Annotated in this window: 20 protein-coding genes; 1 reads left to right on the top strand and 19 read right to left on the bottom strand. The window is 34.2% G+C overall.

Annotation, left to right across the window (positions count from 1 at the left end):
- Window positions 1-3 precede the first annotated feature (3 nt).
- The 18 genes from JOS54_RS06485 to JOS54_RS07895 all read right to left on the bottom strand — a co-directional run bounded on the left by JOS54_RS06485 (window position 4) and on the right by JOS54_RS07895 (window position 17,737).
- Window positions 4-1,110, bottom strand: a complete 1,107-nt coding sequence (locus tag JOS54_RS06485) for a DUF871 domain-containing protein (RefSeq protein WP_203244787.1) — start codon at window positions 1,108-1,110, stop codon at window positions 4-6.
- Between the two features lie 2 nt (window positions 1,111-1,112).
- Window positions 1,113-2,240, bottom strand: coding sequence for a Sapep family Mn(2+)-dependent dipeptidase (locus JOS54_RS06490; RefSeq protein WP_203244788.1), 1,128 nt, complete (start codon window positions 2,238-2,240; stop codon window positions 1,113-1,115).
- Window positions 2,240-3,307 (bottom strand): M42 family metallopeptidase, encoded by a 1,068-nt coding sequence (locus JOS54_RS06495; protein ID WP_203244789.1) that lies wholly within the window; start codon window positions 3,305-3,307, stop codon window positions 2,240-2,242. The genes JOS54_RS06490 and JOS54_RS06495 overlap by 1 nt, the downstream gene beginning before the upstream one ends.
- Window positions 3,297-4,331 carry a hypothetical protein gene (locus JOS54_RS06500; protein ID WP_203244790.1) on the bottom strand — a complete coding sequence of 345 codons (1,035 nt, stop codon included), beginning with the start codon at window positions 4,329-4,331 and terminating at the stop codon, window positions 3,297-3,299. Before JOS54_RS06500 ends, JOS54_RS06495 begins: the two co-directional genes overlap by 11 nt.
- Window positions 4,332-4,383: 52 nt before the next feature.
- The gene (locus JOS54_RS06505) at window positions 4,384-4,944 is read right to left on the bottom strand and encodes a GrdB-related putative oxidoreductase (RefSeq protein WP_238928340.1); all 561 of its coding nucleotides are present in this window, start codon (window positions 4,942-4,944) and stop codon (window positions 4,384-4,386) included.
- Window positions 4,910-6,256, bottom strand: a complete 1,347-nt coding sequence (locus JOS54_RS06510; RefSeq protein WP_203244791.1) for a PTS sugar transporter subunit IIC — start codon at window positions 6,254-6,256, stop codon at window positions 4,910-4,912. Before JOS54_RS06510 ends, JOS54_RS06505 begins: the two co-directional genes overlap by 35 nt.
- A 7-nt stretch (window positions 6,257-6,263) precedes the next feature.
- On the bottom strand, window positions 6,264-6,602 hold the full coding sequence (locus tag JOS54_RS06515; protein ID WP_203245800.1) for a PTS sugar transporter subunit IIB: 339 nt from the start codon (window positions 6,600-6,602) through the stop codon (window positions 6,264-6,266).
- 408 nt (window positions 6,603-7,010) lie between these two features.
- Window positions 7,011-7,157: a DUF4357 domain-containing protein gene (locus JOS54_RS06520; RefSeq protein WP_238928341.1), complete on the bottom strand. Its 147-nt coding sequence runs from the start codon at window positions 7,155-7,157 to the stop codon at window positions 7,011-7,013.
- 75 nt (window positions 7,158-7,232) lie between these two features.
- On the bottom strand, window positions 7,233-10,256 hold the full coding sequence (locus tag JOS54_RS06525) for a type I restriction endonuclease subunit R (protein WP_203244792.1): 3,024 nt from the start codon (window positions 10,254-10,256) through the stop codon (window positions 7,233-7,235).
- Between the two features lie 27 nt (window positions 10,257-10,283).
- Complete coding sequence (locus JOS54_RS06530; protein WP_203244793.1) at window positions 10,284-10,928, bottom strand: restriction endonuclease subunit S; 645 nt, start codon at window positions 10,926-10,928, stop codon at window positions 10,284-10,286.
- A gap of 23 nt (window positions 10,929-10,951) precedes the next feature.
- Window positions 10,952-12,280 carry a restriction endonuclease subunit S gene (locus tag JOS54_RS06535; protein WP_203244794.1) on the bottom strand — a complete coding sequence of 443 codons (1,329 nt, stop codon included), beginning with the start codon at window positions 12,278-12,280 and terminating at the stop codon, window positions 10,952-10,954.
- Window positions 12,273-13,301 carry a virulence RhuM family protein gene (locus JOS54_RS06540; RefSeq protein WP_203244795.1) on the bottom strand — a complete coding sequence of 343 codons (1,029 nt, stop codon included), beginning with the start codon at window positions 13,299-13,301 and terminating at the stop codon, window positions 12,273-12,275. Before JOS54_RS06540 ends, JOS54_RS06535 begins: the two co-directional genes overlap by 8 nt.
- Window positions 13,264-13,608, bottom strand: a complete 345-nt coding sequence (gene rhuM / locus JOS54_RS06545; RefSeq protein ID WP_203244796.1) for a RhuM family protein — start codon at window positions 13,606-13,608, stop codon at window positions 13,264-13,266. Before rhuM ends, JOS54_RS06540 begins: the two co-directional genes overlap by 38 nt.
- Window positions 13,601-14,638, bottom strand: coding sequence for a virulence RhuM family protein (locus tag JOS54_RS06550; RefSeq protein ID WP_203244797.1), 1,038 nt, complete (start codon window positions 14,636-14,638; stop codon window positions 13,601-13,603). The genes rhuM and JOS54_RS06550 overlap by 8 nt, the downstream gene beginning before the upstream one ends.
- The gene (locus JOS54_RS06555; protein WP_203244798.1) at window positions 14,631-16,211 is read right to left on the bottom strand and encodes a type I restriction-modification system subunit M; all 1,581 of its coding nucleotides are present in this window, start codon (window positions 16,209-16,211) and stop codon (window positions 14,631-14,633) included. Before JOS54_RS06555 ends, JOS54_RS06550 begins: the two co-directional genes overlap by 8 nt.
- Window positions 16,212-16,217: 6 nt before the next feature.
- Window positions 16,218-17,111, bottom strand: a complete 894-nt coding sequence (locus JOS54_RS06560) for an ORF6N domain-containing protein (protein ID WP_203244799.1) — start codon at window positions 17,109-17,111, stop codon at window positions 16,218-16,220.
- A gap of 91 nt (window positions 17,112-17,202) precedes the next feature.
- Complete coding sequence (locus tag JOS54_RS06565; protein ID WP_203244800.1) at window positions 17,203-17,418, bottom strand: helix-turn-helix transcriptional regulator; 216 nt, start codon at window positions 17,416-17,418, stop codon at window positions 17,203-17,205.
- A 43-nt stretch (window positions 17,419-17,461) separates the two neighbouring features.
- Window positions 17,462-17,737, bottom strand: coding sequence for an N-terminal phage integrase SAM-like domain-containing protein (locus JOS54_RS07895; RefSeq protein WP_238928342.1), 276 nt, complete (start codon window positions 17,735-17,737; stop codon window positions 17,462-17,464).
- A gap of 15 nt (window positions 17,738-17,752) precedes the next feature.
- Here JOS54_RS07895 and JOS54_RS06575 point away from each other — a divergent pair, with 15 nt between their 5' ends.
- Window positions 17,753-18,070, top strand: a complete 318-nt coding sequence (locus JOS54_RS06575; protein ID WP_203244801.1) for a hypothetical protein — start codon at window positions 17,753-17,755, stop codon at window positions 18,068-18,070.
- Between the two features lie 85 nt (window positions 18,071-18,155).
- Here the strand turns inward: JOS54_RS06575 and JOS54_RS06580 are convergent, their stop codons facing one another.
- Window positions 18,156-18,872 (bottom strand): CPBP family intramembrane glutamic endopeptidase, encoded by a 717-nt coding sequence (locus JOS54_RS06580; protein WP_238928343.1) that lies wholly within the window; start codon window positions 18,870-18,872, stop codon window positions 18,156-18,158.
- Window positions 18,873-19,387: the final 515 nt, after the last annotated feature.

Consider the following 19,387-nt stretch of genomic DNA (forward strand, 5'->3'; position numbering starts at 1 on the left):
ATTTTAGCAACCATTGCTTTCATCTTCTGTTAGTACGAACTTCTGCCAAGGTTTTAAACTATCCAAAATAAACCATTCTTCTTCTCGAATATGACCAACCACATTGGTTCTTCCACTATTTTCCATATCCTTTAAAGCAATTTGTAATTCACCTGCGTATTTTCCATAAGCACTACTATCTATCAACACATCCCCACGATGAATCTCCTTCGGTGCGTTAAAAATAGCAAAGTCATGACCTCTATACTTTATCCGACTACCACTTGAGCGAATCACAAAAGCAGATTGATCCCCTCGATGGCAATGCAACTCATTTAAAACGATTTTTCTTTCTGTTTCCGGAATGTTCTTTTCCAAGTTCACTTGAAAATTTACTACATCCAGGCGTACTTTTCTAAGTGCTTCTTTCTCCGCCTCGCTTGGATAACAGTTCGCAATGATAATATCATCGATATAATCCAAAGCAACCATGTGTTTTAACTGAACGTCTAATGGTAAATGACGATGCATTTCTAAAGTACATAGACCATCTGTGGTTGACCATGGACCAAAAGCCTCCTTTGTTAATGAACCAATAAAAGTGGCGGTTGTAAGACCATATTTTTGAAACTTCTTAGAGCATTGATCAAAGAAAAGAAAATCAAGACCTGTATAATCGTGCGGATAGAAATTATGACAAGCGCACAAACAGTACCGATTTGGTTGATAATCCATGATAGTATCAATGGTATGCGTATACGAACTCATATTAATTTCAATTTTTAAGCCATAAGGATTATAAGTCATCATCGCTTCTTCATAACCGGTAAAGCCCATGTCCAAACGAATACCATCCGCATGAATTTCATGGAAGAATTTCAAATCGGTATAACGAATATCTAATTTTTGAAACACCGCCGGACTAACATCTAAAATAATTTCATAGCCTAAATCATGGGCATAATCATGAATTTTAATGAAATCTTCTTTTATCTGTTTTGCTGATTTATTCACTGACAATAAACAAGAAAAAATACGCGTGGCACCAATTTCATACATTTCTTTTAAATACATAAAAATTTCTTCAACCGTACTTTTTTCTGGATAAATCGAAATTCCTAACTTACGCATTATTAATCTCCTTCCAAAGCATTCTCTGGTATATCCGCCATACATAGCCTATACAAGGTCCAAGCATAGATTTTGGTACATTGAATTAGGTCTTCAATATTCACCCATTCATTTGGTTGATGAGCAATCCCATTTTGCCCGGGAAAGCTTGGTCCATAAGGGATAATCGTATGACAAACATGGGCATACGTTCCTCCTGTTGTTGTGGTTGGATGTGCTTTTGTATCGGTAGCTTCTTCATAAGCCTGTTCCATCGTTTGCACCAACCATGAATTCGGATTGTGCAACACAACGGAAGAATCAAAAATTAACTTTACCTCTAAACCAATTGCTTTCGCTTGGATATGCTTTACAATTTCATTTAAATCACAGCTTGGATAACTCAAAGAAAAACGAAGTCCAATTTGCTTTTTATTCTGCAAGAGAATTTTATTGCGAATTTTCATTTCCCCAAAGTGCTCATCCTTAATAGCAATTCCCAAACGATCACCATTTGGATTAGCGTTCATAAAGTATTCATTCGCAAAAGGAATTACCGTATCCGCCGCTCCCCAAACCTCAATTACCGCTCTACCTCGTTCACCATAGATGGCCGGGAATTTATTATCTGGTGTAAATCCTGCAATTGGTGCTTTTTCATGTTTTAGGAAATAACGCATATCTTCCATACCAGTTTCTTCATTTGTTCCAAAGATAATGTGAATGGCTGTCTTTGGTTCAATCCCTAAGTCTTTTAACGCCAACATACCATACATAGCCGCCAACAATGGTCCTTTATCATCCAATGCCCCTCTTCCCCAAATGCGTCCATCATGAATAGATGCCGAAAATGGTGGATCCAGCCAACCATCGCCTACTTCCACTACATCTAAATGACCAATGATACCAATGTATTCTTCGCTTTCTCCATAGCAACCATAGCCCATATAGCCATCCACATTCTTAGTCTTTAATCCTTCTCTTCGACAAATCTCTAACGCTTTTTCAAGAGCTGTATTTGGTCCCTTACCAAAAGGTTGATTTGGTTGTGGTTCTCCTCTTGTAGAATCAATTTGAACTAATGTGCAAATATCATCGATTAAATCCTGTTTTCTTTTTTCAACTTGTTGAAAGATTGTTTGTTTGTCCATCAATAACCTCCCTTCGCTATTTTTTCTAATAATTCATCATTCATCTCTTCCACTACCTTAGTTAGTAAATCAATACAAGCTTGTACATCTTGATAACTAACAATCGTTTGTGAAGCGTGCATATATCGTACCGGAATGGATAAGCACATACTGATAATACCCTGTCTTGTTTTATGAATATTACCCGCATCCGTTCCCCCGGCTTTAAACAAAGCGTATTGGTAAGGAATACCATACTTCCGACAAGTTTCTTCCATATAACGAATTAAACCACGATGGGCAATGGTGTTGGAATCAATTAAGGAAATCACAAGTCCTTGACCAAGTTTAACGGTATTGCGGTTTAGTGGTGTATCCCCTGCTGTTGTTGTGTCTATCGCAAAAGCTAAATCGGGTTGAATCACTTCCGTTGCTGTTCTAGCTCCTCTTAATCCGGGTTCTTCTTGCACATTACCCACAGCGTAGTATTTAGGATGAGAAATAGACTGACAATTCCGTAACACTTCTAAAGCAATATAACAACCCAAACGATTATCCATCGCCTTACCCACATAAATATCTTCCCGATTCAAACGATGAAAACGAGTACTTGGGACAACTTGGTTACCAATGTGGATACCTAATTTTTCCACTTCTTCACGGGTATACAAGCCTAAATCCAAATATAAGTCTTTCATTGCTAAGGTTGTGTTACGAACTTTAGCAGAAATACCATGTTGAGCAACACTTCCTATTAGCCCTTCAATGCGTGCTTGATTGTCACAAATGACATCAAAAGAATGGTCCAACAATAAATGGGTCCATAGACTACCAACCGGTTGTAAACGAAGATAACCGTGCTCATCGATTTCTTTGACAATAAAACCTACTTCGTCCATGTGCCCGGCAACCATAATTTTTGGTCCGGAACAATATTCCTTTGTACAACTAATGAATGAACCTAAACCATCCCGATAGGTTTGAACCGGTAACTCCTGAACAGCTTCTTCCATAATGGTAACAATCTCTTGTTCAAAAGAACTAATCCCTGCCGCATTGGATAATTTCTCTAATAATTCAATTGACATCCTGTACTCCAAAATTCATTTTTTGTATCTTTTTAGCATCTAATTGAAGGATGTAGCTCTTTAAATCCTGCACCAATTGTTCTAAGTCATTTAAATCCACCATGGTATTTGCACTACCCATGTTATTCATCGCTACGCCTAAAGAAAGACAAGGGGTTCCTTTAATGGTCTTATGAATAAAAGAACCATCGTTACCCAAAAAACCGAAGTAACTTTTTGTATGAGGATGCACTTGTATATAATCTTTTAATAGCTTTTGACTTGGTAACATCTGTTTATCGTAGTAGCCAGCTATAACACCGTCTTTACGATGAATATTGCTATCGGCACAATCAAAGCCAGTTAAAGCAATCGCACAATCGGGTTGAACAACATACGTAGCTGTTTTAGTACCACGCCAACCAATCACGGATTGACTTATTCCGCCAAACACAATATCAAAATCCAAAGCAGACCCTTGGAGTTGTTCGTATAATTCTAGGATAACTTCCAACATAGATCGATGTTGTAAAGCTTTACCCATACAAGTATCTTCATTGATACAAACACAAGTATCACCAATCACAACCAAATCACCCGTTGTGATTTTACTTTTACATATTTCATAGTTATACCCACAATCAATGTATAAATCCGATTCATGGATGGTTTCTAAAGCGGTTTCCATGAATTTGGTTTTCTTAGTTACAATCGTCCCTTTGTGCGCTTGGTGTTTTCGGTCATACACTGTAACTCTTTGATGTAATAAGCTAGCTGGTGATATGTTTTCTAAACTAACAAACTTCATACTTCCATCATCTAGGATTTCTTCAATCATTAAAGCTTGTTCATCAAGACTGGTCGCAATCATCAATTTTGCTTTAGATTGTTTTCCATTTAACTTACAAAACAGAGAACCTAAACGATCTTGAATGATTTCATGGTGAAAGCTATTCCTTAGAATTTGACGAACATCGCCTTCTTCCCCACTGGCACCCATCGCATTGCTCAACTGTATCAAACGCTCTCTATTTATTTTATTCATTTCATTCTCCAATCAATAAGCCCGAACAACGTGCAAGTCCGGGCCTATATCTTTAATAACAATTTTTACTCTTTAGCTCTGCTAGATTTTCCGGATGTTTGACTGCTGTATCGATATACTTTACTAAAACATCGAAGGATTCGCTCAATCCTGTTCCACCTTTCTTTGGCATCTTTAGGATAGCAATATCTTCTCTGTATTTAGCAATGACATCTTGATTTTCAATAGCCATCATACTCGCCACTTTAACATCTGTTTTTTCCATAATTAACTTCGTGCAACGAGCGGCCATTTCGCTGTAATCCGCAAAATTGAAACATGGTCCACATAAGACAAAATCAGGTTTGAGTTTTTTAACCATCGCTGTCATTTTCATAACAACTTCGTCTTTATTATTCTTGTAGTAATCCATCCCACAATAGAGAGTTGCACTGATTTGACCACCAATCTGCTTGAAATATGGTTCTAAAATCATGGCGGTACCGATAACTTCACGGGTGGCTGTTAAGGCACAATCAGAATTACTCTTTCCACCCGCACCAGCTAAACCGGAGTCAAATATCAATACTATTTTCATGTTAATCCAGTTGTAAATCATCGAATGATAATTCATCGATGTCATCTTTCTTCTTTTCGTTTGCTAAACGTAATTCTTCTTCTAGGTATTTATTGTCTTGCAACTTTAAGAATGGATAATACAACAACATATTAGAAACTAACATAATTAACTGTAAGATAACCGCATTAACGGAGCCGGTTGTTAAATAACCAGATACGAAGATTGGTGTTGTCCATGATAGCTGTACACCCGAGGTGACCGGAATAAAGCCAATCGCTGTCGCAATCTGTCCGAGAATCGTATTTAACACCGGGCATAATAGGAATGGAATGACCATGATAACATTTAATACCATTGGGAAACCAAAGATAATTGGTTCGTTAATACCAAAGATACCGGCTGGTAATGCCATTCTTCCTAATGTCTTCAATCTCTTCGACTTAGCAAGGAAGGTCATCATAATGACAAGACCTAGGGTTGATCCCCCACCACCGAAGTTACAGAAGAAATCAGAGAAGGCTGCTGTAAATACGTTTGTCATTGGTAAGCCGGCTTTCGCTAATTCGTAGTTTTCTAAGGTTAGAGCCTTATGGATTGGCGAGAAGATGGTATTGGTGACAGCCGGTCCGTTGATTCCAAAGAACCAGAACAATGTACTTAAGAATTGATAGATAACTTCAAATCCTTGTGATCTGCCTAAGCCAACAAGTGGGGCTTGTAAGACTTGATAGATAAAGTCATGTACATTGCCAAAGGATGTGTTCGCAAAAATCATATTGATAAAGAAGAACACAAGCATGGATAAGCCGGCTGGAATTAAAGCGGCAAAAGAATCCATAACGGCTGGAGGAACACCATCCGGAAGTTTAATGACCATCTTTTTCTTTATGGCAAACGCAAAGATTTCGGTTGCAACAATCGCAACAATCATAGCTAAGAAAATACCTTTTGTTCCTAAGTTACTAAATGCAAAACCGGCGAATGCTTTACCTTTTTCATTCACAAACGCCGCATGGCTCATAGGTGTGATCATTAAGAAACAGATAAGAGATACAACCGCCGCTTCAATCTTATCGACTCCTTTTTCACGGGCATAGGCATACGCAATACCGAATACGGATAATAGCGCATAACAGTCAAATGTTACAGAAGTAGCGGCATCAAAATATTTTTCCCATCCTTTTCCGGCAAAGGAAGCAATCATTTCTGACCAACCTTCAATTGGGAAATTGGATATCAATAGGAAAAGTGAACCCACGATGATAACCGGTACGGCATACATAAACCCATCACGAATCGCAACTAAAACCTTATTTTTGGATAAGGCATCCGCAATAGGAATTAAAAATTTCTCTAAACTTTTCATAAATGAATTATTCACCTTCGCTTTCTGCTTTTTTCTTTTTCATTTCTAAAATCGCTTTTTTTAGAACCCTTTCGCCATTCATATTACCGTAGTCTTCGGAATCAATTACGAAGATTGGTTTTCCTAAATGACCATAGCGGTCAACTACTTTTTCGTATATGTGTTTTACTTGGGGTCCTAAAAGAATAGCGTCCGGGTTTTGTTCAATAATGATTTTCTCTAGTAAGCTATCCGAAAAAGCTTTTACTTCAACCGGTAAGTTATGCTCATCCGCTACTTTTTGCATTTTACTTGCCATTAGTGAAGTGGACATTCCATTGCTGCAAAATAAATATACTTTCCTCATCATTCTCTCCTCCTTTCTCTCTATACTTTCATACTAGTACACTTTTATCTGCCTAGAATTGAATTTCTTTTCCGCATATTAGGAAATCATCTCTATTTTTACATGAAGAAATATCACTTCTTTAAAATATCGATACATGCAAGCAAAATGAAAAGGACGAACTCCTGTAGAATACAGAAATCAATCCTTATGTATTAATTTGAAATTGGGTTCACTTCACTAAGCCACTATCTAATTTTTATATATTTTCTCGTGAAGCCGCCGGAAGAGATTATTGAATTAATCTTTTTGCAATCTTTACCCAATTTTGTCCCGGTTGCTCATACCAATGGGGATATAAAGCTTGCTTTTAAACTTGACATAAGCTTACATCTCGTTATTTTCTATAATAGCTAACTTGTGTATCAACTATTTTTCTTTATCTCTATATTTTTCAATAAAGTTCCCTTGTAAGTCTTTCCATTCTACCCATCCATTATTAGATTTCCCAATAACTATCCAACCGGCACTTGACGGATTCATACATACAATATCTTCTTGTAATATATTTGTCATTTTCCTTTTCCTCCATAAAATTTATATTATTTTTTAACTTATCTCATTTAGGAAATATCTTCAATAAGCTAAATTTTAAATTCCAACAAAGACTTCCACAATCTTTCTTATCTTTTCTAATACCGATTCTTTTTTCTTTTCCCTTGCTCCCTGTCTACGTGAAGTCGGTGGAATAATACGATCCAGCTCATCTCCTGCATATTCAACATATCCTTTGCCTATAGCCTTTTCTATAAATCGTTTTGAGTCTTCTTTCAAGTTTTCTTCTTCAACTAAAGATATTATATTATTCTCCTTCTCTTTCTTTGCAAAACTATAGAATGACTCAAGAATATCATCAGTGTTTTTCAGCTCAGACAGTCTTGTGCCGTTTATAAAATCCATAATCAGTTCTTCTTTTGCCCTTGTCCCAAGGCTTGATCTTATCACCCTTCGAACTTCTGCTTTTAAACTTTCCACATCATCATTTTCTTTTGACTTTTCCAATATCAAAGCCAAAATATAATCCAAATTTATTTCATCTGTTTTAAGTAAATCAATCTGAAATTCAACATCAGAAAAATCAACTTGATTGTCTTCAGAATTTTCCTTGCGCTTTGAATTTACAATGCTTTCCCTGATGTCAACATAGACACTTTTCATGTCCTGCATCTGCCTGTCCGAGATAATTTTTTCAAAGTCTTCAAACTCATCAAAATTTTTCAGGATATTCTCGGCTTTCAGTAATTCTCCAAAAAGCTCTGCAAATTCTTTTTTATCCGCTTCTAATATAATTTCAGTAGGTTCCGGAAACTTAGATATTATTTCATTACATATATCTGTGTAACCCTTAATAACCTTGCCTGTTTCTTCATCTTTGAAACCATGAATATACTCTTCATAGCTCTTTTCCAAAATGATGTTTATACTGTTTTCATCACCAAATGTCTTGATTGCATCCTGTGTAGCTTTTTCCAAATTCCTGAAGCAAACAATATTACCGAATGTTTTTACTTTATTCAGAATACGGTTTGTCCTTGAAAATGCCTGAATAAGACCATGATATCTCAAATTTTTATCAACAAATAGTGTGTTTAATGTAGGTGCATCAAAGCCTGTTAAAAACATTCCTACTACAATAAGCAAATCAACTTGTTTTTCTTTCACTTTAAGTGACAAATCCTTGTAATAATTTTGAAATTCATTACCATTGGTAGAAAAATTGGTTTTGAAGTAACTATTATAGTCAGTGATTACCTTATCTAAAAATTCTTTTGCTGTTGATTCCATAGCAGAAACATCAAAATCCTCTTCCAATATTTCCCCGATTGCTTTTTGTTCCTCATTGGCTACAAAGCTGTAGATAGTAGCTACTTTCAATCTTTTTTCTTCAGGTAAACTTTGCTGTTGTCTTTCAAACTCTTCATAATATAATTTTGCTGCCTCAACACTTTGCACAGCAAACATAGCATTGAATCCATTAAGTCTTCTATACTTCAAATCATAAAACTCATTACGATGTGTTTTCGTATCAAAAACTTTGAGAATATGCTTTGTAATCTCAGTAATTCTTTCAGGATGGAGCAGCATTTTATTTTCCGGTTTAGCTAATCTCTTTTCGTCTTCCTCTTTCTCCGCCATTTTGAATTTCGGTGTAATATTGTTATAATCTACCTTGAATTTCAAAACTTTGCCGTCACGAATAGCATCGGTTATAACATAGCTATGTAGCTGTGCTCCAAATATACCTGATGTGGTATCTCCACCAAGAGAATTTTCCGGAAAAATCGGTGTTCCCGTAAATCCGAATTGGTAATATTTCTTAAATGACTTCCTTATATTTTTCTGAGCATCTCCAAACTGAGAGCGATGGCATTCATCAAATATAAGAACACAATGTTTGTCATAAATTTCATGGGCAGGATTTTTCTTCACAAATTCATTTAATTTTTGAATCGTGGTAACTACAATACGATTATCATCTCTTTCAATACATCTTTTAAGTTCTTTTGTATCCTTACTTCCGTTTACGCTATCCGGCTGAAACCTTTGATATTCTTTCATTGTTTGGTAGTCTAAGTCTTTTCTGTCTACAACAAAAAACACCTTATCAATAAAATCCAATGTCGTGGCAAGTCTTGCTACTTTAAAAGAGGTGAGTGTCTTACCGGAACCTGTCGTATGCCAAATAAAGCCACCTGCTTCAACTCTGCCGGATTTTTTTGCCTCATAACTTGATTTTATCTTCCACAAAATTCTCTCGGTTGCCGCAATTTGATACGGACGCATAATGAGGAGAGTGTTATTAACATCAAATACACAATATTTTGTAAGTACTTCAAGAACAACACGCTTTTCAAAAAAAGTCTTCGTGAAGTCCTCTAAATCACAAATCACCTTGTTTTTAGCATCTGCCCATTCACAAGTAAACTCATAATTATTTTTATTCTGAGCTGTTGTATTAGCAAAATATCTGGTGTAAGTTCCATTGGAGATTATAAATATCTGAACATACTTATATAACGAGTTCTCGCTGTTAAAACTTTCTTTACTATATCTATGAATTTGGTTGAAGGCTTCATGTAAATTCACGCCTCTTTTTTTAAGTTCTACATGAACAAGAGGTAAGCCATTCACCAAAATGGTCACATCATAGCGATTTCGATTTTTTCCTTCGCCGACAATCTGATTGGTGACTTGCAGAAAATTATTGTGAATATTTTTCTTATCGATAATCTTAATATTTTTTAAATGTCCATCGTCAAAGATGAAATCATGGATATGATTTTCCTGTACTTTTCGTGTTTTTTCAATCATCCCATCATTTGGAGCATCTAAATATTCAAGTAAAAACCTGCTCCACTCTTCATCTGAAAAAGATATATTGTTTAATTTCTCAATTTGAATTTTTAAATTTGCATATAATTCATCATTTGATTTTACTTTAAGTCTCTCATACCCTTGAGAAACCAAATTTTCAATCATTTGCCTTTCCAGTTCAGCTTCACTTTGGTATGAAGCTTCTCTAATCTCTAAATCTTTTTCAAAATTAGCTAAAATGATTCCGCTCGTCATTTCGGCAATTGTAGATGTATTATATTTTGCTTTTTCTTCTAACATCTAAATCACTCCTTCCATTTATTTTTTCTAATTATTTTTTGGGAAACTCAACAATTTTTCCCTATAATACTCATACTGTTTCTTCCTTAACTCTATTTCTTTAGGTAATCCTTTAGAAACATCATTTATTAAAGCATCGAACCTATCAAGAATAGAAACAATATATTCTTGAACCGGTAGAGAAGGTAATGGAATTTTAATTTTTTCCATATCTGTTGTTGATAATTCAATAACCTTAACCCCTCTTGCTAACTTATTCTTTTGTCTTAATAAATAATTGGCTCCATTAAATACATATGACAGATATTTTGGATTTTCATTATGTTTAAATATTGCTGCATGACCACCCGTTACTGCGATTATATTACCTAAATAAGCTACAGTTTTCATAACATCTTCTATGTTTTCTGAAGTTTTTGCAATCACTAAATCACCAGTATTAACCTTTTTAAGATTATCCGCATTTTGCTTAGTTACTCTAACAATTGGCTGTTTTACAAACAAATTATATTTCGTATAAATATGACCATAATGGATTGCTCCAACTTTTCCGTTTTCATTGAATAAGCTCTTAGGCATTCCTGTTCCATTTTCAAACACTCCAATACTCCCCAGTGTTTTCCATTCAACTTCAAAAAGCTTAATATCAACAATATCCGATGCTTCTTTCAATATAACGAAATAATCGCTAGATATTATCTGTCTGTCTGTCTGTCTGTCTGTCTGTCTGTCTGTCTGTCTGTCTGTCTGTCTGTCTGTCTGTCTGTCTGTCTGTCTGTCTGTCTGTCTGTCTGTCTGTCTGTCTGTCTAGCAATTGTGCCTTTGGCTATATCAAATGTCAAGAGTTTTTCACGATAATATTCATATTGTTTTCGTCTTTGCTCTATTTCTTCCGGCAATAAACCTTGCGTATCAGAAAGTAAGTTTTGGAATTTATCAAGAATTTCTACAACCTTTTCTTGTAACCCAATAGTTGGAACTAGAATTTCTACTCTTTCTATTTCATCTCTCGATAATCTAGGTACACTTGCTTTTCTGACTTTTGATTTTATTAAACTTTGTTTATTTAATAGAAAATAATATATATACTTATTTAGAATACTATCACTAGTTATCACAAAGACATCATCCGCCGCCCAAAAGTCATCTTCAATATAAAAGATATCTCCTGCTGCCCCTGCAGAAATTACACAAGCTTTGTCACCAGTAAAATTTTTATCATGATAATATCCTAGAGGCGTTAAGCTATTTTGAAAAACAGGGAATCCGCCTGTTTCTTTGAGTTCGCTTCGTACAAGCCTTTTCCCCCTTATTATTTCTGCACTGTCTTTTAATTTAACTTTTTTAAGGGAAGTGTTATACTCAATAAAAAGTTCTTCTGATATCTTCTTCAAATACTCCTCACTAAGTAGCATATCCCTATAATACTCATATTGTTTAACCCTACCTTGTAATTCAGCCTGTAATTTAGTAACATAATTTGTGAATTTGTCAAGTGTTTTTACGATTTTTTCTTGAGTTTCTATAGAGGGAATTGGGATTTCAATTTTTTTCATTAAATCTTTTGACACATTAAACCTCGTAACTCCCGATGCTGTTTTTCCAATTTTTATCCTAAGAGCCTCCGATCTGAATAAATGCTTTGAAAAATCTGGCAACAATAAATCTGAATCATGTAGTCTAAGAAAAAAACAAAAACTGTTCAAATATATATCCTCTGTCAATTTAGTAGTAATAACAGATGACATTCCACACTCATCTGGCGTTTCTGATGAACCTGTAAATAATACATCTCCATACATTAGTTTTCTCTGATTTTCTTCTGGGTTAATCTTAACTTTATCTTTTACATTTAAATCGGTAGCTGGGTTTAAATATACATTTTTATATGTAATAAATTTTGCATTACCACCATTAAAATCTTGCTTGGTTTTTCCAGTTATCCCACCATAAAACTCTCCAATATCGCCTAGCTTTTTCCACTCAACTTTTTCATCTTTTAACAATTCATCTATCTTACTCATCGCCATTCTCCAAAGATGATTTTTTTGTAATTTCTTTATCGAAATCAGAAACTATTTTTTGAAATTTATTAAATTCATCGTATTCCATTTTTGCTTTTTTATCTGCAACTTTTTTACTCACTCTTCCCTTATCAGGTAATATTCTGTATTTCCTAAAAGTTAAAAATTCATTAATGCTTTCGGCAAAGTCTTCCATAGTAAAAGTATTTTCATCTTCTATCAAATCTTCTACATAGTCAAAGAATCCACTCACTGCTCTTTCCAATTTCTTGATTTCTTTTTCACTCAAATAATTTTTAGCTATTGTAACATCCGATTTTAATATTCTACCTTTAGGAGAGTTTTTCCAAGTTGCAAGTCCCATATTTCCTTTTGTATGGTCTGCATAACTTTCTATTATTTCAGCTGCTGTCTTTCCTGTTATGGCATAATGAAATTTATTTTGTACCATAGCATAAAAATCTTTAGTTATTTGAGCATTTTTGTTATAGTCAATGCTACATTCGGCAAATATATCTGTTATTTGTTGCCAAATTCTTCTTTCGCTTGTTCTTATTGAACGAACTCTTTCTAAAAGCTCTTTGAAATAGTCTTTTCCAAAGACATCTTCTCCTTGCTTCAATCTTTCATCATCAAGTACAAAACCTTTTTTCATGTATTCTTTCAGAACCGAAGTTGCCCATATTCTAAATTTGGTTGCCTTATAGGAGTTGACTCTATAGCCGACAGAAATTATTGCATCTAAATTATAATAAATTGTATTTGAAAGTTGCGTTTTTCCCTTTATTGCTCCATGTTCGGTGGTATGTGCAAATTTTGCACATACCACTTCTTCATCAAGCTCCCCATCAGAAAATATATTTTTTAAATGTTTTCCAATTCCTGTTCTATCTATTCCAAAAAGTTCAGCCATTCCTTTTTGACTAAGCCATATATCGTCATCTTTTATAAAAATGTCTACACTAACATCTTCATCCGGTAAACTATAAACCAAAAAATTTTTTACTTGTAAATTGCTCATCTTTTCCACCCTCTTTAGCGATTTTTTCTATGTTCTTAATTTCTGCAAGATAGTCTTTTTCAACAGGAGAAAGATTTTCAGTCTGATATTTCCTATATTCAGAAAGAGCCTTTTCCATTGCTTGTTTATGACTGATATTACCTGCATCTTTTAACACTTCTTCTCCTGTGGATTTAAGAATATTATCCAGTGTATCTACATAGTCGCTCATATACATAGGCTTATGTTTCATAGCTTGCATTTCTGCAATTTCAAAGTAACCTGATCCAAGTCTGTTCAGTATCTCTAATTCATCTATCCTACTCATCTTCGAATTCCTGTTCCTCGCTTTCAAGGATAAAGCGATCAAAATCGCTTGTGAACAACTTATCTTGTTTAACACGATATTTTTCAAATTCCGATTCAGCATGTTTTCTTGCAATTTCTGCTGAGATACTTCCACTATGTGTTAAAATTTCATATTGTGTTAATCTCAATATGCCGTCAAATTGCTCCGCCCAATCTTCCATAGTCATCGGTATATGCTTATTCGCTCTTAATTCTGCCAAATCAAGATACGCATTTACAATTCTTGACATTGAACGAAGTTCTTCCCCGCTCAAATAGTTTTTTGCGACCAGTGCATCGAATTTTTGAATCTTTCCATATGGTGCATCTTTCCATGTACTTAATCCCATATGTTCCGACTCACTATCGGCACGATTATATATAACTTCAGCCGCAGTCTGTCCATGAATTGCCCAGTGCAACTTATTTTGAACCTTTGCAAAAAATTGTTTTGTCATCTGCGATTTAGAATCATAATCGATGCTTGTAGCATAAATATCTGTAATTTTTTGATAAAATTTCCTTTCAGATATCCTTATTTCTCTTATACGCTCGAGTTGTTCTTCAAAATATTTTTTTGTAAGAATTGTTCCGTCGCTTTTTAAACGTTCATCATCCATGGCAAAGCCTTTGATTGTGTATTCTTCTATTATTGAATTAGCCCATTTCCTGAATTGCACAGCTTTTGGAGAATCAACTTTATTCCCCACAGCAATAATTGCCTTCAAATTATAATGTGATGCCGTATAATTTTTTCCATCTGAAGCAGTTATTCGAAATTTTCGAATAACTGTTTTCTCATCAAGTTCACTATCTTTAAAAATTTTTTTAAGATGATAGTTTATAGTGTTAGTTCCTACATTGTAGAGAATTCCCATCATCTTTTGCGTTATCCAGACATTTTCATCAGCATAGATAGCATTGACATCACTTTCTCCTGTAGATGTTAAAAATGTTAAATACTCTGCAGCAGATGATCTCACGATTTGATTTCTATTATCCTTACTCATTTTCAAGCTCCTTTACTATTTCATTTATAGAAGCCCTAAGCACATCTATTTTCTTAACAGTTTCTTCAATTTCCTTATTTAGAACTTTAATATCAATAACTTCTCTTGTATCTTCCTTTTCTACATAAGTTGAAACAGAAAGGTTATAATCATTTTCTTCAATTTCCGCTCTGTCTACATACCTTGAGAAATATTCTTTTTCCGTTCTGTTTCTGAACTCGTCAATGATTACCTTAATATTTTTTTCTTCTAAAATATTGTTGTTGGTTTCTTTTTTAAATTCTTTGCTCGCATCAATAAACAGTATTTTATTTTCTGTCTTATTCTTTGCCATAACTAAAATACAAGTAGCTATTGATGTTCCGAAGAAGAGATTTTCAGGAAGCTGAATAACACAATCAATAAAGTTGTTGTCTACAAGATATTGCCTAATTGTTTTTTCGGCACCTTTTCTATAAAAAATCCCCGGAAAACATACAATAGTCGCTCTCCCTTTACTCGAAAGATACGACAATGAATGCATAATAAAAGCATAGTCTGCATAAGACTTTGGTGCCAACTTCCCTGCCGGTGCAAACCTTTCATCATTTATCAGAGTAGGATCAGCATCTCCAACCCATTTAATTGAATAAGGAGGATTGGAAACAATAGCATCAAACGGCTTTTCATCTCTATGTAAAGGGTTAATTAAAGTATCTCCCCTTTTGATTGAAAAGTTATTGTAATTCACATTGTGAAGGAACATGTTCATACGAGCCAAGTTAAAGTTGGTCATATTGATTTCCTGACCGAAAAATCCTTCATCAATAATATGCTCATCAAATTGCTTTTTCATCTGCAAAAGCAAACTTCCACTGCCACATGTAGGGTCATATACTTTGTTAATACTTGTCTTCCCATCCATAACAAGTCTTGCCAAAAGTTTTGAAACTGTTTGCGGTGTAAAAAACTCTCCACCGGATTTACCGGCATTACTTGCGTAATTTGAAATCAAATATTCATAGGCATCGCCAAAAGCATCTATATCGTTATTCTGCAAGTTCTCAAAATTAATTTCAGCTATTCCTGTTAATATATCTGCTAGGCGCTTATTTTTTTCTGCTACAGTTGCTCCTAAACGGTTACTTGTTGTATCCACATCTTCAAACAAGCCTTTGATATCATCTTCCGATGCAAATCCTACCGCACTTCCTTCAATAGCCTTGAATATATTTGCTAAATCTGTATTTAAGTTTTCGTTGTCTTTAGCTGTTTTAACAACATTTTTAAACAACTGGCTTGGCAATATAAAAAATCCCTTATCTTCAACAGTATTAGGTCTAAAATCCTCTTCTGCTTCTTCATCAGAAATTTTGGCATAGTCGAATCCCAGATCTCCAGCTTCATGCTCGGCGGAATTAAAAAATTCAGTAATATTTTCAGAAATAAATCTATAAAACAAGATTCCTAGTATATATTGTTTAAAATCCCATCCATCTACCGCCCCACGAACATCATCGGCAATAGCCCAAATTTTTCTATGTAACTCTGATCTTTGCATTGTTTCGTTGTTAGCCTTAGTTAAATCTGACATTCCCTTCTACCTCACTTTATTTATCAGACTCTTAATCAAGTCCTTATCTTCTATCTTTGTAATACCAAAACTCTTTTTACCTGCATCTTTTATCGAAGCTCCAATGTGATAAACTTCTGCATTATCTATGATTAAAAATCTATCATGAAAATTCATAGTCGTTTTAACCGATAGTTTTGGATATTGAGCATTAAATTTCGTGATATCCTTCGCTGATAAGCTACCTTTTCCTGCTGTAGCAATAACAACTTCCACACCATGATTTTTCTTACATAGAATATTTAAAGTATTTACATCTATATAGTTGTCAATTAGGATTATTTCTTTCTTAGCCTTTTGGATAAGCCCAACAATAAAGCTGAATGCATCATAGATTTGTCCATCAAAAAAGATGTTTTGTTTTACTTCAGTACTGGTCGCTATATAGTTAAAAACTTCTTCCAGCTTTTTATCTGTTTCTAATTGTTTTAACTCAACCCTATCAAGACGTGCAAACATCTCTCTATTAGAAAGTAAAAAGTTTCTCATTTCCACAAAGCTATTCATAATTTTAATGCTAACTTCCACTGCCACATCGCTTTTAAGAACAGCGGAAAGCATGGCTATTCCCTGTTCAGTAAAAGCATATGGCATATATCGTCTGCCACCTGATCCACCTTCTTTTTTTGAGGTGACATTTTGGCACCTCAAAAATTCATATTCTTCTTTAGTTAATTGAAAGCAAAATTCCTTCGGAAATCTATCCGCATTTCTGCTTCTCTGCCTGTTTAAATACTTTGTTTCAACTTGATATAGCATTGCAAGATCACTATCTACCATTACCTGCTTGTCTCTAATGGTATAAATCATAGTCTGTATTTCTCTATTATCAACAATGACAAGATTTTTATCTTCTCCCATAGATACCTCCTATCGTCCCTTAAACTAGTCACAGTTTGTGACTAATTAATTATTGTTTATCTTGAGGTCGCAATCTGTCACCTCAAGTTTATTATTCCTCTTTAGACTCTCTAATAATCGAAACCATATCTCCAAAATCTGCATCAAGTTTTGTTCCTATACGATACAAAACATCCATACTTACAAATTCTCCTCTGCCCATTTTAGATACTGTTGCAGGAGATAATTCACAAGCATTAGCCAAATCTTTTTTGTTCATATTTTTATCTATCAAAATTTTCCACAATCCATTATAACTGACTTTCATATTTTTACTCCTTAATTATAAGTTTATGAAGTTGTTTTATATATTATAATATTTTCATCATCATTTTGTAAGAGGAGAGTTTTGAAAATTTATATTTTTGTACCCAAGAGATTACTTCTTCCTCTTCCGCATTTTCAATGTTTAAGAGTACGTTATGCCTCTTCTTTACTACAACAGGCTTAATTTCATCCATTTTCATACCGCTACAAAACGGCAAAATCTTTGTTCTTATCATGTGCTCTTTTGTTGTCCAAGTATTTAGCCTTATAAAGTTCAAAGTAATCTTCAAAGAGCATATTGAGCGAACCGTTTTCCACATACGGAACATGATTTAATGTGGTTTTTATTTAAGCTGGACGACAGCATTGAAATGAATATACGCCCTGTTATCCTAAATGATGAAGATCCCGAATACACTACCACAGGTATCTATTTCGGCAGTGAAGCTATTCTTAGAATTCGTAATATGCTTGAACAGTGGCAGGAAATGAAAGCGAAATATGAAAATAGCGAAATTACGAAAGGAGCCTTACAAGATTGGAAAGCAAACTATCCTGACAGCCTGAAAAAAGATTATATTCCTTTTGAAGAAAGCAATGTAAAGTTTTATAGAAAAGGCATAACCGCTAAGATTCCACCGGATATAAAATAAGCACAGAAAAAGCACATAGCTGAAAGATTTTTAGGTCTTAAAGTTATGTGCTTTAACAATGTAAATATTGTTTTTGCGCAGATAATCAACTCAATAGGAAACCACATATTTCCACAACAGCAATTCCGTTTATAACAAAATTACATATAAAATGTGCCGTCATTGTAACATATATATTTTTGGTTTTGATGTAGGAAATGCTCAACGGTAAAGCCCATATCATGCATAAGAAAATTCCCCAAATTGTAAATGTATGCTCTAAGGCATATAAAAACATACTAAATAGCGTTGTTAAAATTAAAATTTTCCCATTTTTAAAAGATGTAAGATTTTTTCTATAAAACATTTCTTCTACGATTGGTGGCAATATTATTGTAGAACCTGTAAACAGAATAAGCTTTAACCAGTTATCCGCTTTTAAATTAATCATTCCCGTACTAAGAAATGGAAACATATTTTCTAAAATATTTGTAAATACGAAAGCAAGACAAAAGAATAATATCGTCCACATCACCTGCTTCCAAAAAACACTTCCACCTTTTACAGAAGCTAACCATTCTTTAATTGAAAAATCTTTTCTTAACAAAAAATAAATTGCTAAAACTATATAAAACAAAAAATTGATGTATATATAATATCCTTGAAATAACAAGCATGTTAATACAAACAGTACCTCAGAAATAATTGGAAAGATATTTAATTTAATATATTTATTATCCATACGCTCGTCCCAATTTACAATTCCCACTATTTCCAAATAAATATCCACCGGCATAGCCGGTAGTTTTACTTTTTCGGGCATACCCCTAATACTACCGGCCACGCATCTTTTACTTGCTACCCGTAAACGGGTCTCTCAGATCAAAAATACTTAATTGATCTCTTTCCCTATCTTCTTTTAACTAATTTGAGATATATTTTTTATCGCTTTTGTATTCTTTCCAACCGTGTCCACATAATATCCCTTGCACCACAATTCTCTATTTCGATATGCAAATTTCATATTTGCATATCGTTGTAGTATCACTCAAGAGTTTTTTACACCATTCAATCGTTAAAACCCGCTATTTTCAGTGGATTTGCAATAGTAACATATTTGATACTGTTACTCCCACTCTTCATATAAAGCCTGCTATCTATTATAAAACAAGCATTTACAGGGCTCTCATTTACACCCATTCCATAATTTTGCAGTTTTTATAGGTGTTTTTAGCACAAAATACTTCAAAAATACTTCATGCTTCTAAATTACTATCTATAAAACCGTTTGTGAAACGGATTAGTGTACCAATCATTCTTCTATGATTTTGCCGAGGT

It is taken from the genome of Bulleidia sp. zg-1006, from assembly GCF_016812035.1.
Lineage (GTDB): Bacteria > Bacillota_I > Bacilli_A > Erysipelotrichales > Erysipelotrichaceae > Bulleidia.